This window comes from Turicibacter sp. T129 (assembly GCF_025594975.1).
Taxonomy (GTDB): Bacteria; Bacillota_I; Bacilli_A; order MOL361; family Turicibacteraceae; genus Turicibacter; species Turicibacter bilis.
The window spans coordinates 25,313-40,508 of sequence record NZ_JAMQUU010000016.1; the positions used below are offsets into that span (position 1 = coordinate 25,313).

General features: G+C 34.2%; 16 protein-coding genes and 1 tRNA gene. 13 read left to right on the plus strand and 4 right to left on the minus strand.

What is annotated here, in order from left to right:
- The first annotated feature begins 86 nt into the window (after positions 1 to 86).
- From NEH75_RS02380 to NEH75_RS02405, 6 genes are all read left to right on the plus strand, one after another.
- Entirely contained in the window at positions 87 to 311 is a 225-nt protein-coding gene (locus NEH75_RS02380; RefSeq protein WP_055243781.1) for a hypothetical protein, read from the plus strand.
- Entirely contained in the window at positions 312 to 641 is a 330-nt protein-coding gene (locus NEH75_RS02385; protein ID WP_262948480.1) for a sigma-70 family RNA polymerase sigma factor, read from the plus strand.
- Positions 641 to 1,303: a DUF4179 domain-containing protein gene (locus NEH75_RS02390; protein WP_262948482.1), complete on the plus strand. Its 663-nt coding sequence runs from the start codon at positions 641 to 643 to the stop codon at positions 1,301 to 1,303. The genes NEH75_RS02385 and NEH75_RS02390 overlap by 1 nt, the downstream gene beginning before the upstream one ends.
- Positions 1,275 to 1,946 (plus strand): hypothetical protein, encoded by a 672-nt coding sequence (locus tag NEH75_RS02395; RefSeq protein WP_262948483.1) that lies wholly within the window; start codon positions 1,275 to 1,277, stop codon positions 1,944 to 1,946. Before NEH75_RS02390 ends, NEH75_RS02395 begins: the two co-directional genes overlap by 29 nt.
- Positions 1,943 to 2,092, plus strand: coding sequence for a hypothetical protein (locus tag NEH75_RS02400; protein WP_156344915.1), 150 nt, complete (start codon positions 1,943 to 1,945; stop codon positions 2,090 to 2,092). Before NEH75_RS02395 ends, NEH75_RS02400 begins: the two co-directional genes overlap by 4 nt.
- A 217-nt stretch (positions 2,093 to 2,309) precedes the next feature.
- Positions 2,310 to 2,822 carry a hypothetical protein gene (locus tag NEH75_RS02405; protein ID WP_055243827.1) on the plus strand — a complete coding sequence of 171 codons (513 nt, stop codon included), beginning with the start codon at positions 2,310 to 2,312 and terminating at the stop codon, positions 2,820 to 2,822.
- A 552-nt stretch (positions 2,823 to 3,374) separates the two neighbouring features.
- Here the strand turns inward: NEH75_RS02405 and NEH75_RS02410 are convergent.
- Positions 3,375 to 3,968, minus strand: a complete 594-nt coding sequence (locus NEH75_RS02410; RefSeq protein ID WP_055243787.1) for a hypothetical protein — start codon at positions 3,966 to 3,968, stop codon at positions 3,375 to 3,377.
- 280 nt (positions 3,969 to 4,248) lie between these two features.
- On the opposite strand from NEH75_RS02410, the gene NEH75_RS02415 reads away from it, so the two are divergent.
- The 3 genes from NEH75_RS02415 to NEH75_RS02425 all read left to right on the plus strand — a co-directional run bounded on the left by NEH75_RS02415 (position 4,249) and on the right by NEH75_RS02425 (position 6,398).
- Complete coding sequence (locus NEH75_RS02415) at positions 4,249 to 4,584, plus strand: hypothetical protein (protein WP_055304440.1); 336 nt, start codon at positions 4,249 to 4,251, stop codon at positions 4,582 to 4,584.
- Positions 4,585 to 4,732: 148 nt separating this feature from the next.
- Positions 4,733 to 5,569 (plus strand): hypothetical protein, encoded by an 837-nt coding sequence (locus NEH75_RS02420; RefSeq protein ID WP_262948484.1) that lies wholly within the window; start codon positions 4,733 to 4,735, stop codon positions 5,567 to 5,569.
- Between the two features lie 172 nt (positions 5,570 to 5,741).
- Complete coding sequence (locus NEH75_RS02425; protein WP_055274862.1) at positions 5,742 to 6,398, plus strand: hypothetical protein; 657 nt, start codon at positions 5,742 to 5,744, stop codon at positions 6,396 to 6,398.
- Positions 6,399 to 6,431: 33 nt separating this feature from the next.
- On the opposite strand, the gene NEH75_RS02430 is transcribed toward NEH75_RS02425, so the two are convergent.
- Positions 6,432 to 6,716, minus strand: a complete 285-nt coding sequence (locus tag NEH75_RS02430) for a hypothetical protein (protein WP_055274864.1) — start codon at positions 6,714 to 6,716, stop codon at positions 6,432 to 6,434.
- Positions 6,717 to 6,987: 271 nt separating this feature from the next.
- On the opposite strand from NEH75_RS02430, the gene NEH75_RS02435 reads away from it, so the two are divergent.
- The 4 genes from NEH75_RS02435 to NEH75_RS02450 all read left to right on the plus strand — a co-directional run bounded on the left by NEH75_RS02435 (position 6,988) and on the right by NEH75_RS02450 (position 11,561).
- Positions 6,988 to 9,615, plus strand: a complete 2,628-nt coding sequence (locus NEH75_RS02435; protein ID WP_068758864.1) for an SIR2 family protein — start codon at positions 6,988 to 6,990, stop codon at positions 9,613 to 9,615.
- A gap of 134 nt (positions 9,616 to 9,749) precedes the next feature.
- A tRNA-Cys gene (locus NEH75_RS02440) sits at positions 9,750 to 9,823 on the plus strand.
- Positions 9,824 to 10,715: 892 nt separating this feature from the next.
- Positions 10,716 to 11,198, plus strand: a complete 483-nt coding sequence (locus NEH75_RS02445; protein WP_055274867.1) for a hypothetical protein — start codon at positions 10,716 to 10,718, stop codon at positions 11,196 to 11,198.
- A gap of 84 nt (positions 11,199 to 11,282) precedes the next feature.
- Positions 11,283 to 11,561: a hypothetical protein gene (locus tag NEH75_RS02450; protein WP_055243809.1), complete on the plus strand. Its 279-nt coding sequence runs from the start codon at positions 11,283 to 11,285 to the stop codon at positions 11,559 to 11,561.
- Between the two features lie 244 nt (positions 11,562 to 11,805).
- Here the strand turns inward: NEH75_RS02450 and NEH75_RS02455 are convergent, their stop codons facing one another.
- On the minus strand, positions 11,806 to 12,123 hold the full coding sequence (locus NEH75_RS02455; protein ID WP_055243811.1) for a hypothetical protein: 318 nt from the start codon (positions 12,121 to 12,123) through the stop codon (positions 11,806 to 11,808).
- 335 nt (positions 12,124 to 12,458) lie between these two features.
- Complete coding sequence (locus NEH75_RS02460) at positions 12,459 to 15,167, minus strand: LTA synthase family protein (RefSeq protein WP_262948485.1); 2,709 nt, start codon at positions 15,165 to 15,167, stop codon at positions 12,459 to 12,461.
- Positions 15,168 to 15,196 lie beyond the last annotated feature (29 nt).

Here is a 15,196-nt window from a genome sequence, read left to right on the forward strand (position 1 = left end):
GGTCTTTTTATATTTATTTGCAACTTTTTAAGATGAAATTCTGTCTAAGAGAGTGGATTCAAAAGTCAGATTATAAGGAGGATGAAATGAAAAAGGTTATCATGATGCCATGGTGTCGAGATTATAGTCAATTAGAGGAAGTACAACTGGTTAAAAAAGCAATGAAACAAGATGATTTAGCATTTTTAGAATTAATGAAGCGTTATGAGGGCTATTTTACTCAGATTGCTTATCGATATGTGAAGAATGATCAGGAAGTTTTGGATTTAATCCAAGAACTAGCTTATAAAGGGTTATTAACGATTGGGTAGTTGAAGGAACCTAAGTATTTTAAAACATGGATGACCAAAATTTTAATGAATTTAGCGATTGATTCGATTCAAAAAGTAGATTTTTTAGAACTTGATGAAGGGATGATGAAGCATCATCATGTTTTTTCAATTGAAGAAAAAATCGATTTGCATGAAGCCATCAAGAACTTACGACCTGAATATCAATCCGTCATTCATTTAAAGTATTTTGATGATTTAAGTATTGAGGAAATTGCAACTCAACTTGGAATGAGCTCAAATACGGTCAAGAGTCATTTAAGAAGAGGGAAGCGAGAACTTCGATTGATGTTAAAGGAGGGGAGTTGCTAATGAATTCAAAAGCATATGAAGAAGCCGTATTAAAAGGGATAACGCGTGCTAAAACTGAAATGAAGCAACATAAAAAACCGATGAAGTGGAAAAAAACGATGTCAATAGCAGCCTCTGTTGGAATCGTAGGTATCATTGGATTAAGTCAGCCAGAGGTGGCAAAAGCATTACAAGAAATGACGCAATCATTCAATGCGTTCTCGGCACATTTATTTGGGGAACCAACCGGAAGGTTTCAAGAAGTGGCTAAAATGATTGGGGTATCAGAAGTTGATGAAGAAACAACTATAACACTAGATGAAGTTGTATTAGATGATAATCTTTTAATGATGGCACTAACGGTAGAGAGTGACTTTTTAGCTGGCTATGAGAAATTAAATGAAAATGATTTTTTTAATTTAGATTATTATTTATTCGTTAATGGGAAAAAAACGATGGCTAATAGTCCAAAAGTTCGCCAAATTGATGAGAAAACCGGAGCCATTATTATTGAAGCAAGTATGGGCGATCTTCATTTACCAGATGAAGTTACCATTGATTTAAGAATTAGTCAGTTAACACGTGGATTTGAGTCATTAAAAGGAAAATGGAATTTTAAATTTAAAGCCTCTAAATTTATTAGGAGGAGAACGTTTGAATCCGGATGCTACAATAGAGTATGAAAGGACAATGATTTCAGCTAATCAAGTCGTAAAAAGCCAGTTAGCTAATACGATTTATATGAGTGTTGAAGGGGAATCGGCTGATGACGTTTTTTATGAACTAGGAGATTTGGTCATTAAGGGTTCAAACGAAGAGCTTTACGATGTAGATGATGTTCAAGGGAGCTTTGATTCTGAGAAAAAAGAGGCAACTTTCAAATTAAGAGTGAATTCGAATTGGTCAGATTTAGAGTGGATTGAGATTTATCCTAGAACAACCGAGCCGTATTGTTATATTGTGAAAGATAAAATTTATTATCAGATTTATCAAACACCAAACACTCAAGTGATTGATGATCAATACCAAGCGATTACAAGAAAACCAACTAATCAGGAATTAGCCTCAGGATTTGCATTAGATGAAGTCATTTATTATTTGAATTTACAAAAATCAACCGAATTTAAAATTCTAACTGAGTTTATTGGAGAAGAAATATGGGTGAACTCAACTGAAAAAGTAATGATAGAAGATATTGAATTAATGGAGGATGAAGTGAAGATTATCTTTAGACTTCCAGATACTTATTGGCCACATAATCTAAGTAGTCTTGTTTTATTTGATGAAGAGTTGAATGATTATGCTCGACGAGAAGGACAATCGTGATGGCGGTAGAAGATCAATCGCAAGGGTTATATAGTGTCAGAATTGACTATATTGATACATCAAAAGCTTATACGATTGTTATTCCTTTGATGCCTGAATTAAGTGAAGAAGCGCCAGCATGGAGTTTGCGAATTCCGTTAAAATAGAGAAAGTTTTAAAGAATTAGGAACCAAAAAAGAGCCCTATGTCATATATTGGACAGTAGATAAGGGCTCTTTTTTCATAAGTCAGAACGACCTTTATCAGAAATGTAAGAAAAATTTAAAAATCTTCATCAACCATTGTTGAAATAATCGACAAGAGGTCATATAATAAACGTGAAAAACAAAAAAGAAAGGGTTTACATTAATTGGGGGAGAGGTTATGAAAGATGAGAATTTAAAAATTGTATTACCAGATCATTTACAAGGGCGTTCGTTAACCACGAAAGTTATTCCAATGCTATGTGGATTAAAAACGATGCTAACCCATTTAGTTGAATTAAACGGAGATGCTTCAATGTTACGTCAGTGGGAGAAACGTTGTTATAAGTCATATTGTATTAATGAAATCCAAGACTTACTATTAGAAAGTTATCAAGAAGATTGGCCTGAAATTTTGAAAGAACACCTTTTAAGTAAAGATCCTTGTGAACTAGGAGCTAGTGCGATTGATATTTATTTAGTGGCTTATATCACTGAAACATTTGGAGTTGGAAAAGATATTTTTATTCAATGTATTAAGGACATGGGAATTTCAACGAAAGATAATACAGCCAATGCGATTTGGAAAGTTGGAAAAAATGATGGAGTTTACTTAGGTTTATTAAACTCTGATGGCAGCATTCGGGATATTAATTTTTTCCGTCAATGGACGCATACGGAGTTTGTTTATTAAGGAGGGATTTCCATTAATTCATTTAAATAAGTTCAGACATAGGGGAAAAAGAGAACCTATGTCTTTTTTGTATGCTTACAAGTTAATCAAAATTTTGTTATAACAGTAGCATTAGAGAGCAGGGAATAAGATGAGTATCAAACTCCATTGTTGGTCCAACTAGGTGTGGGAAAATGACACTTATCAATTTAGTACTCAATTAAGAGATGGACAGGATACCGAAGAGGGGGGAATTTATCTCAAGGACAAAAGTAGTTATTAGGTATTGATTAAATCATGCAACGGCATACCACGTTCATTGTGCTTCATCGCTTGTCAACCATTTAAAAGCTGATCAAATCTTCTTGAGGAATAATGGATAGGTGATTGAGTAAGGAAAACATGATGAGCTGTTAGAAAAGAAAGGTTAAACTCAAACCATTAATTATCCTCTGAATAGGACAGTATGATGGATGAATTGGAATTCATCGTTGTACAGGGAGAGTAGGGATATAAAAATAAAATAAAAAAGAACACCATTACGGTGTCCTTTCGCTTGAATGGGAATATTTTTTATTGTGCTTCGGATGGATCAATGGAATGAATGGTTAATGTCGTTCCATCGTGTTCTAAGTGACCAATGATATCCCCTGCTTCACTTAAACCGATTAATGAAAAATTATCACCTGTAAAATCGGGCGAGTAAGCCATCCAGATATAAGTTCCTTCAACGGCTGATTCAAAGATTTTGGCACTATGAGCAATGCTAAAGGTTGGTTCCGTCACAAGCACTTCAAATAAGTCAGGATTTTTAGTGACCCCAGCATAAATCGTATAGGGAATATCATCCGATTGACGAAGAGCGACATAAGTTAACCCAGCTTGTTCTTCTAGGGTCGTTGTTTCATATTGAATCGAACCATCGATATATTCATAACCAGAAAAGCTACGATCTAAAAAGGCAAGAGAAATCTGTTCTTCACCTGGTACTCGATAAAGTAGAATCGATCCTTCTTCCGTCTTTTTCTCATAAAGGACTTCAAGAGCGCTTAAACCCGCTATAGTCATGGCTTCTTCTGTTGTTTTGGCACCAGAGTTATATTGTAAGACAAAGACGACGAGTAAGGCCGTGATAGATAGAGATAATGTAGCGATAATTTTTTTCAAATAGGTCAACCCTCTCTCTTATGATAAGTTTGATACATTATATTAAGCACGTTTTTGGTTTACGATTAGAGTGACAAATGATTACAAAATGAGCACAGGGATTAACGAGTCAATTCACGAAGTCCGATAAAATGAATCAAGGAAAAAGATTTATTTTTAAGGAGATGTCGAAATAAAGGAGGAGCTATTTGCTTCATAAGAAAATTGAAGGGTTGTGATTTACATTTTTTTCTAATGCTTGTACAATGTAACGTGAGATTTATTTGTTTATGGGGGAGTTATGGAAAGAAAAGAGAGGGCGTATTTACAGCATTATTTATCGACAGCTAAAGAACGAAAGCAGACAGTGAATCAGAGTCAGTCGTTCAAAAAAGTGCGGAAATTACAACAAGGTGAAGAAATTAAATTATATGATAAAGTCAAATTATTAAATTTAACAGATCATCTTATTTTAAATGTGATGATTGTCCCTGATCATGAGGTGAACTTATTTGAAGGAAAATGGGGTGAAACTTCAGAATTAGGCCATCTGATTTTAGAAGGTTCAGTTTTAACAACGTTTGAGTGTCAAGAAATTGAATATAAGATTTTATCTGTCAGTGGAATGAGAGGATAGAAAGATGTCTTGCTTTAGGGGAGACATCTTTTTTTATGCGTTTTCTTTTAAAAATAATGTCTAAAATGGTGAGGTGAACCATACAATGACAATGTAGTAAAAAAGACGACTACAATCGAATATCTTTGATAAAAGGGGAAATGGGTTCATGAGATTAAATCATCAATTCTGTACAACTTTTCAGGGACTAAATTTAAATTTAGAAGAGTTGTTAGGAAAATATGCTGCTCGTGAGTATGCTTATCGAAATTTAGTGGAATATGATATTTTAAATTACAGTATCTGTGTACCAGATCATTTGAATACGATGACCAATTGTGATGGTTATGAGTTTATTGCTTATGAGGCGAATCAGTATCATGATTATAGTATCGCGCCTCTAACCGTGACGATTAGTAGTCAACGACTTAATGACGCATCTTTTCAAACGAAGACAGACAAACTAGCCTTTTTAAAACGGATGGTTGGCATTATGCAACATCAATTTTCAATTAAAACGATGACTGAAGCCATGATCGATGGTTATCCAGCTGTGATTATTGAGCAGGCAATGAGTACCGCTGGAAGTCAAACGTATGCGATGCTTATTTCTAATCAATGTTTGACACAAATTTCAGTTTCTCTACACGGAAATTTTACGAATGCACGCGAAATCACGCATGCCATTGTGACGTCATTTAAAGTGAATTCGACACCAAGTCCTCAAAATGCCTCTTTAACCACGATGGAGAACCATCATGAGGTATTTGAACTAGAGGAAGAATATCGTTTAAAAGAATCGGTTCAGTATTTGATATCCCCTTCACATACTGAACCGGTGGATAATTGTGATATTCAAATAAAAGACTTGAAGCGGGATACACAGAGGGCTGTTGCTTTTTTAGGATGCGATGATTTAATTGATTTAATGTTTTGTACTTGGGGAAATACCGTTAATCATTTAGCTAGACTGATGATTGAAGCAGATCAAAAAGAGGAATATTAGGTGTTATTTTCACATATAAATGGTAACGGAATGTCTAGATAAATATTCATTTCATCACTAAAGAAGCTATGGCTAATTGTTGTCATAGCTTTTTAATATGTCAAGTTTAGGCGAATCGTTGAATATAATGTACTATCAAAGTCATAGAGACTCTTAAAGGAGAGGAAATCTAATGAAACAAATAATGAGTGTGATTTGTTTTTCGTTAATGACTCTTTGCTTGGTAGCTTGTTCAATGAATGGCAAAAAAGTAGATGAAGGATTAGATGATCGAGAAGATGAATGGACGATTCCACTATCGAATGAACAAGTCGCAGAATTAAATGAATACTTTAAAGCCTTGACTGTTACACATTTTGCTGATTATGAAGAAGGAGATGACTGCTCGTTACAACTATTAAATTTTTCCTCACAACTTTTGCAGTTAGACTATCCGGCGATGGTTGAACCGATGTGGCGGGAAGATGAAGCCTATGCTTCTTTTGATAAAAAAATGATGTTTTCATTGATAGAGCAGTATTTTAATCAAGAGGCACAATTGTCAGGAATCTATATTGATTTAGGAGATTATGTGGCACGACCAGATATTAAGTTAAAAACCTATCAAATCTATCCTGAAATTTATCAATGTCAGTTCAATGATGATGGAACTTATACGATTGATTTAGATTTATATGAAGTGGATGAAACAGTGATAGAACCCATCTCTTTAATTAAAAATTGGCATCAATCTATTGAGTGTCATCAAGTTGGGGTGGCAAGTGTAACCCTTCAACATGATGGAAATGAAAGTTATATTATTAGTTATCATCCCATTTATTTCGAATAAAAAAAAACCACCAGTTCTACTGGTGGTTTTTTTTTAGATCATTTGATCAGTTTCCATGATACCTTCAAGAATGTGATCAAGTTGATTCAGTTGAAGTGTTACAGTATTTAATTCCGTTTGACGCTTTTTATAAACCATTTGTAAATTCCAAAGCGATTCATAAAGAGGCTGTACGTCTGTTTCTAAAAAATTTGGATTAAGTTCAATCCCATGAATATTTTCTTCTAATAGGGTCATTTCAGTTTTTAGTGATGCTAGTTCATGTTTGATTTTAGAAGCCTTTTGTTGTAAATCTTCGTATGTCTCTTTTAAACTCATTTCAATCACTCCCAGTATTAATCTAAATTTAGTTTATCCTAATGAGATGCTTTTATCAGGAGAAATAGATATTTTGGCTAAGAGAGGTGTGTGAACGGACCATAATGAAGGCTAAAGGATTATCTAACTGTTTAAAAAATCATTGGTCAACAACTAAGTACGATTTTAATTTTGAACGTTTCTAAATCTGATTTTATTGTACATTAATAGATGAATTGGAGTATGTAATCATGAAAAATTACATAAATTAGTAATAATGGAGGTGAGGGAGGTGAAGTCCTTTACGCAAGAAAGTTTACGGATTATCAAAAAGGCATCAGAAGATAACAAGCTAGTCATCGTTGTTGGAGCAGGTGTTTCGATGTTATCTAATTTTCCATCATGGAAAGAAGTCATTGATCGATTTTCTGGTCCATTTTCAGAACAAAAAGAACGCTATTCGCAAAATGAATACTTACGAATTCCACAAAAATATTATAACCTGCGTGGACATAAAGAGTATTATGATTTATTACGAGATATTTTTGATCTCGATTTACAAAGTAATAAAATTCATGATGAAATCTTAAACTTAAATCCGATTCATCTTATTACAACGAATTACGATGATTTACTTGAGCAAGCGATTTATGCGCGAGGGCTTTTTTATGATGTTATTGCAAAAGATGAAGAAGTATCGCAAACCCGAACTAAGAAATTCCTCATTAAAATGCATGGGGATGTGAAACATCAAAATGTGGTGTTAAAAGAGAATGACTATCTCTCTTATAGTAGTCAATTTCGTCTCATTGAAACGATGGTGAAATCTATTATCGCCTCAAATATTACACTTTTTATTGGATACTCATTAAACGATCGAAATATGAAACTTATTTTAAATTGGGTGAAAGAATTACAGGGAAGTAGTTTTCAACCCGTTTATCTATTATATTTAGAGCAAACGTTGGATCAAAATAACTTTGATTATTATAAGTCACAAGGCATCCATGTGATTGATGTGAACCATCTTTTATCGAATGTGGATGATGCAACGTATGAACAACGCTATTTAACATTTTTTCAGGCACTTTCAAAACTAAATCTTGATGAATTATATCGCTATTCTAGCGATGATAATGAGCTTGGTGAGCGACTCACGCCTCTTGATGAATTAAATCGAGTCCGCTTAAATGATTTAAGGCATCTAATCAAAGAAGAAGTGACTGAAATGGGAGTCTTAAACTTATCTAAACCTTATGTTCTAGATGAACGGACGTGTTGGCAACTTAACAAAGCAGGGATTAGGACGGTTAAATTTCCAGATGGATCGGTGCATTCTATTCAAAATGATGATAAAAATTATTTGCTGCCACCGTATACGAGTGTCTTAACCGAGTGCATGAACCAAGGAGATGGGATTTGGCAACATTATCACCGTGCCTACTATCAATTTAAGCATGGGAATTTATTGTTAGCCTATGATTTGTATAAGAAAACAGCGGTAGAGGCGTTTAAATGTAAACATTATTTACTTCATTTTCTTGCTCAGTTTAATCGTTATTGGACCGGTCGCACGATTCAACGATTGTTAAGCAGTGAGCAATCACAGCAGATTGTGGATGAAATTCGTCAATTGAATTTAGAGTTGATGTATCATCATCTACCTGCCTCGTTTAAACGAAAATATGCCTTTTTAGCGGATTTGAGTAACTTTTATTTTATTTATAAATACTTAAATGATATGATTCAACTCATTAATGAATTGCCGAATCAAGACCAAGCGTTCGCGAGGTTAAATTTTAAGGCACAAGAATTATTTGAATTTATGCATGAAAATCAACTCGTGATTGATCAATATTTAGAAGTTTCGCACTTGTATAAAAGTTATATTGAAGCACGTTTGTATCATAATAGTGAGGAGTTAGACTCCTTTACCGTGCATTTGATTATTAAATATATGGGTGAAGAAGAACTCAAGCATCTCATGAAACGCCTCAATCGAAAACAGTTTCAAACCCCTCATGTCAATGAGTTAATTCTTTATTATAAACAGCTTTTAGCAGTCTTAACCCAACCTAATCTTACGACACTGATGAAAGTCCATGTTCAAAAGATGGTGAAGATCACTTTAGCTCTTCTTTCAGTAATTCAATTGAAGGAAGAAGAGCTACTAAGTATGTTACAGTTGTTGTTTAATGATGGTTCATCTATGATTTTGATAACGGATTGTCTCAACTTTTTGAGAGCTCAACTCAATCAATCTTCTCAGTTTCCAAAAGCAGTGGAGAACTTAATAGAAGAACAGCTCACTCATCAATTTATTAAGAAATATTTATTAAATGAGGAGATTGAGTCTTGCTACATTCAGTTCACGTCATTCTTAAGTCAACCGGTAGAAAAATTACGCCCATTGATTGACCTTTATTTGACACAGATTGATAGCTTTGAATTAGTAACCTTAACTCCAGTTATTGATGAGGAACTTCAAATGAAAGTCAGTGAGGCGTTAACAAGACGATTAAAAAAAGAATTTAATTTCAAGTTACTTAGACAAGCCTTTGAGTTTAAACTAGAGCTAGCTTATGATGAATTTGAGCAGCAAATTAAAGCACATATCACTCATCATCCAAAGGATTTATGTGCAGTTGGTGAGCTTATTGCGTGTGGTGTCCTCGATAGGAATAGCTTTGAATTTTTCATGAACCAAGATTCATGTGCTTATTTTTTAACTCATTATGAACAAATAGAGCAAGCCCCTTTAGAATCAGATTGGTTTTGGCAGTTATCAAGAGACATTCATCAACGCCTAGCCAAGACACATCACTACCAAGCCATTAAACAAGCATTAATTCAAAAAATCCGAACAAAGGTTGCAGCTCCTGAGCTGATTGACTTATATTTTGACTTATATCATCATTAGTTAGTCGTTGAAATGGAATCAATCCTAAAGAATGAAGTCTTTCATAAAAGAAGCTTCATTCTTTTAAAGGTTATAGTCATCATTTAATACCTAGGCGCATAGAATATGATGTAAGGGAAGAAAACGAAACATCGGGCGCTATAGCCAAGCGGTAAGGCAAGGGACTGCAACTCCCTGATCATCGGTTCAAATCCGATTGGCGCCTCCATTTTTCTTAGACTACAAATGATCATAAAGTCTGTCAGAGTGAGTCATGGAATGAATCCTTGTGACAGGCTTTATTTTTATGACGATGAACAATTAAAAGACTCCTACTAATTAAGGAGTCTTTTGATTGTTCAATTAATAAAAGGGAGAAATGGCATCATAGGATGGTCTAGTTCAAATTCAAGGTGTTTGTTTTTAGGAGGGGAAATGACAACCTGATTTGATTGATATAGTAGTGATAGCTTCTGAACAAGATGAGTGGATCATTCATCGGAGTTAAGTTTGAATCCATTTGAGATGGGTTGGCTGTGATGATAATATTTTGGTAACTGTAATGTTGAGATGATCCTTATTCAAGTTAAGGGAATATCAGTTATTAAACTCATTATTAAATACAATGAAATCAGGTTGAATATCTAGATTTGTTAGTCTTTGATTTTTCGTTTCAAGGAGATAGATATCTCTGAATTGCCCTTCAATAAGGGGAGTTGTAGCATAATATCCATAGATTTAAGTATTGAGAAGATGAATGATAAACTAATTAAACTAAGAAATAGAAATAAACTCAATAAAGAGAACCGCATCAGCTGTCTCTTGTGCTTTCATCTTTTTTAAACTGTTTGAGACTCTTTTTCACGAGGTATCTTTCTCCTTTATCAGGGGGGATATCATTTAAACAGGCTACTTGAACTCTTCCCTTCTTTTCTATTGAGTTAAATCATTACTTCTTGAAAAAGAAATGGTTGTTTTATTCCAGATGGGTGTAGGAGTTTGAGGAATTGTTTGGTATAATTTTAAGTAATGAGAATCAGGGGAACGGTGCGAGATATTGGGGAGAAAAGAGAATGTTCCACGCTGTGAGAGATTGATAAGTAGTAATCAAGAAGGGATAGATGACTATGTTAAATTCTTATTTTTATTTAACGATGAATAATGATTCAATTGTTTGCCAACAAAATGCACTAAATGATGACCAAATTTTACGTGCGATTTTCTTAATTTTAAGCCGTTTGGAACGTGATCCGGATTTAAAGATGGCACGTCATTGGATGCTAGAAAGTGAAACATGTTCATTAGAAGAATTAGAACAAAAACTGTTAGAGTTTAAACGTTTAATTCATGATAAAGATGATAGTGAATTATTACTCGAGTTTGATGTGGAAAAAATTAATGTAAAGGCTCATACAAAACTTGTTGGAATGTTCTGTGCTATTGCTTACCTTTATACAGGATTAGATGTGGATGGAATTATTAAGAAGAATCTTCATCAAGATATGGTGAATAACGGAATTGAAAATATTAAGCGTCACTTAGATAAAGAAGGATTAAAACCACATCGTATTGTTAATCATGTAGTAAATAATCAAGTTTGTTAATTAATCCTTATTTTACAAAAGTTTAAAAATAATTTAATTCTCTTCAACGTATACTATTAATAGGACGAAGGGAGAGATTGTAGAATGATTGATAAACAAGCGGGGAATTTAGAAATCGATGTGTTTTCAGGGGGGAAATACGCGGTAACTATGAACGGGAAATCAAGTGAACGAAAAAATCGACTTGAAGAGATGCCACACCCAGATTTTATAAGTTATTTAAAATCGACTTGTCGTCAACGAAATGATGCTTTATTTTACAAAAAAATGACGTATAAACCACTCACCCCATTCAATCATCAAATCCATCAACACCTTATTCTAACGATGCGTACACAATATGAAGCGCGACCAAATAGCTAACAAAAAAGGGGGGACTGTCTCAAAATGAGAGAGTCCCCCTTTTTAATCATGATTTACCAGAATGAGATCATAAAGATTGATTGATTTAATAGTTCATTAAATTGTAAATGATGTTTATTTTGAGATAGCCTTTTTGATCTCAGTGCAAGGAAGTTTCAGTGAGTGGTGAGGATTAAGTGAATGTTGAGTAAACGGAAAGGAGGTTAAGATTAAGAGAGAGTCCTTCCGACTGAAAGCTATTCCTTTACGGATTAAAAAATAAATATTTGATTGGACAATAGAATATCATGAAACACATAAGGATGATCAGATAAATAAGGATTGGATTAGGGTGATAGGGGAGGACCATTGCAGCAATGGTTGAACAGATTCCAAGTGCGATCCGATAGCCACCTTCAAAGAGGCAAAGTTCATCTTCATCAATCGAATGCTCATATCGCTCGCTTAACTCTTTAAGTTGAGAGGATTTCTTCGGAACCCAATTTAATAAAATCATCCCTGTTCCAATGAGGATTAGAGAAATTCCGATGGTAAAGAAAAATAAATGAATCATCCATATCATTTTGATCGCCCCTTTATTATTCATGACCTACCTTGTTGAAGAAATTATAGAACATTAAAGGTGTGAGATTTGTAGAAAAAGAGAGTAAAAAACAAAATTCTGACTTTTAGTGGCAAGTGGTCTGTCGAGTTAACCTAGAGACAATCTTAGTTCCGGTTTTTTTAGTATCATTTTTTAAAAGGGGTCTTATCATAAATCATTTGAAGCGTCAAGTTCGTGTTTAATAAGAATCGTTCGTCAAAAGTATCCACTTTCGTTACATGAAGATGAAGAAAACTGTCAATGGTAGTTTCAATCAATAAAAAAATCGGAGGCCGGTTGGCTCTCCGATTTTTTTATTCAGGGATGGTAAAGAATGAAGATAAGGTATATTCTTTTCCTTCAAGGATATCATATTGAATAAGTTCAAGTATTAATAAGAGTTGCTCTTGATGCTCTGTGAGTTCATCTACTTGGTTTTGATTAGCATCTAATTTGAAATTGTTATGTAAGACGCTAAATTCTTCATATAAATCTAACAAGAAGACATAGAACGGTGATAAGGGTAAGTTTAATTCACGTAAAATTAAGGGTGCAATAAAAATTGGACTGACATCATCGATATTTTCAATTTGAAAATCATCCATATTCGACATGATTAACAGTGGCGTTTCAAAGAACAGTTTGGCACGCAAAGCATCTGTATCTTTTTCAATGTAGCCATGTTGTTCATGAATGTCCGACTGGAAGTTAATCAGATGATCGCCAAAGAAGATGACTAAGGTTGGTTCATCGTAGTTTTCAATTTTAGTGATAAACTCTTTTAATGCAAGATCCGTTTGCTTTAGCCCTTCTGCGTAAGTTTCCATTTCAGTATTGTGTTCCCTATTAGCATCAAGGACTTCAATCGTATTTTCACCAAACTTTTTATCAAAAACGGCAATATGATTGGCCATGGTTAATCCGTAAGCAAAGATGGGGCGATCTGCTGCTTCTAACTCGGCATAAAGCTCATCAAAGACTGATTGATCTGAGACATACTTCTGACTATCGATGTATTCGAGATGTTTCATTTTATCAATGGATAAGAATTCATCAAATCCTAAAGCTGGATAAACTTGACTGCGTTTATAGAAGGCTGCATTATTCGGATGAATGGCAACCGAGGTGTAGCCCAATTGATCCATAAATGAAATAAAGGATGGGATTTCAGGTTTTGAGCTGAGTGCTTGTTGGAATGGAATGGTTCCTTCAAGTAAGAGCGAATTGGTGAACCCAACTAAATATTCAAATTCAACATTTGCTGTTCGATTTCCTTTAAACGGTGATAAGAAATGACCAGACGAATAAGTCTCTAGATACTGACGAAGATTAGGAAGCGGGTCTTCACTAAATGTTAATTGGTTGAAGATGGTTGGATCACTTAACGATTCACTCACAATGGTAATGATGTTAGGTTGTTGACTTAAATCAGCTGATTCATTATAGTCTTCGGCTTTTTTCGTATAGTCATCCATGATCTTTTGTAGGTTTGCTTCAGTATAGTGGTCATTTTTGATCATTAAATCGTTTTGGAGATTTGTAATAAATCCAAATAAGAATCCATTTTGTTGGTAATTATTTAACTGATTCCACTTCGTAAAGTAAACGGTACTGTTGACTAAAGGCTTAAGTGGTGACTTTTCATAATAGAAAATTGAGGCTAAGTAGGCGATAAAAATCGCGAAGAAAATGACTCTTAGCTTCATTGTCAATTTAAAGCCTTTGCGACAAATGAAGGATAGGATGGCAAGTAAAGCAATGATTACCAGGAGTCCGATGATAAGTGTCGGTGATAAGAGGTTTTTTACGTAGCCAATAATCTCATCTATATTTGAAATCATGGATAGATCCGATGGATAAATCGGTTCCCCAACGACTAACATTTTATAATAGTTGGCGATAGCCACGATCAACATCACAAGTGAAGAGAGGCTAATCGCTAGAATTAAGTTGTTAAAGAAGCAGAAGAAAAGTACACTAACCCCTAAAATAATCGTTGAGGCTAAAAACATTAAATTCACGTGATGAGCAATCCAAGTCATCGTTACATCAAGGTTTGGGAAGAAATAGATTACTTGCATTATTATCAGCATAAGCATCGAGCTTAATAGAAGATAAAAGATGGTGCGACACCAGTTGCGGGCTTGTTGATGGTTATTTGTATGACATTTTTTAAATAAATATATTTCACTAGTCGTGATCAACACAAAGAATCCAGCCAATAGCTGAGGTCGAATGCTGACATTGGCTAGCCCAATCCATTTAAATAAGGCAATGAATAAAGCTGGTAAACTAAAATAGAGAATGGTCATTGAGTTTAAAGTTGAACCTGGAAGTTTAACTTGTTTTTTACGAATGAGGCTATTGATTAATGTTAATAAAGAAAGATAAACACTTCCAATCATCCCGATATAGGCTGGAATTAATAGTAGAAGATGATCACGAGAAACTTTGATTTTAATTTCTTGCTCCGTTGTACTGAACAAATCAACAGTTTTAATAAGACGTTCATTTCGGTAAATTGAAACTTTTCCTGAAGTATTCGTTTTTAAAAAAGAGATACTTACCGATTCATTGGTTAGATTAGCTAACGTCAGCGGTGAGGTCGAGGTGGTTGATAGTGTTTCTTTATAAGACCAATCCGTTGAATCATTAAAAGTCTCTAATGCGATACTTTCATTATTGACACTAATCTGATTGATTTCGATTGAATTAGCTTCTTCATTTGGAACAAGATGAATTGAATAAGGTGACGTTAAAAAAGAAAGTGGTCGATCAATTGTCAGATTAGTCCAGCCTAAGACGACAACTGTAACTAAAAGGGTAATCAATTGAAGCGGCTGTTTAAAGTTAAACACCGTTTTAAACGTCTCCCTTTTAATCAGATAATAGTAAATAACAAGCCAACCAATCGAAGCGATGATGGCTATTAGTAAATACTCTGTTTGGCTATTGACCCAAGAGAGGATTCCATAGGTGGTCAGACAGCCGATTAGGATCCTTAGTAATGTATTATTTTTCATGATTATTATTCCCTCCCTTATGATAAAAA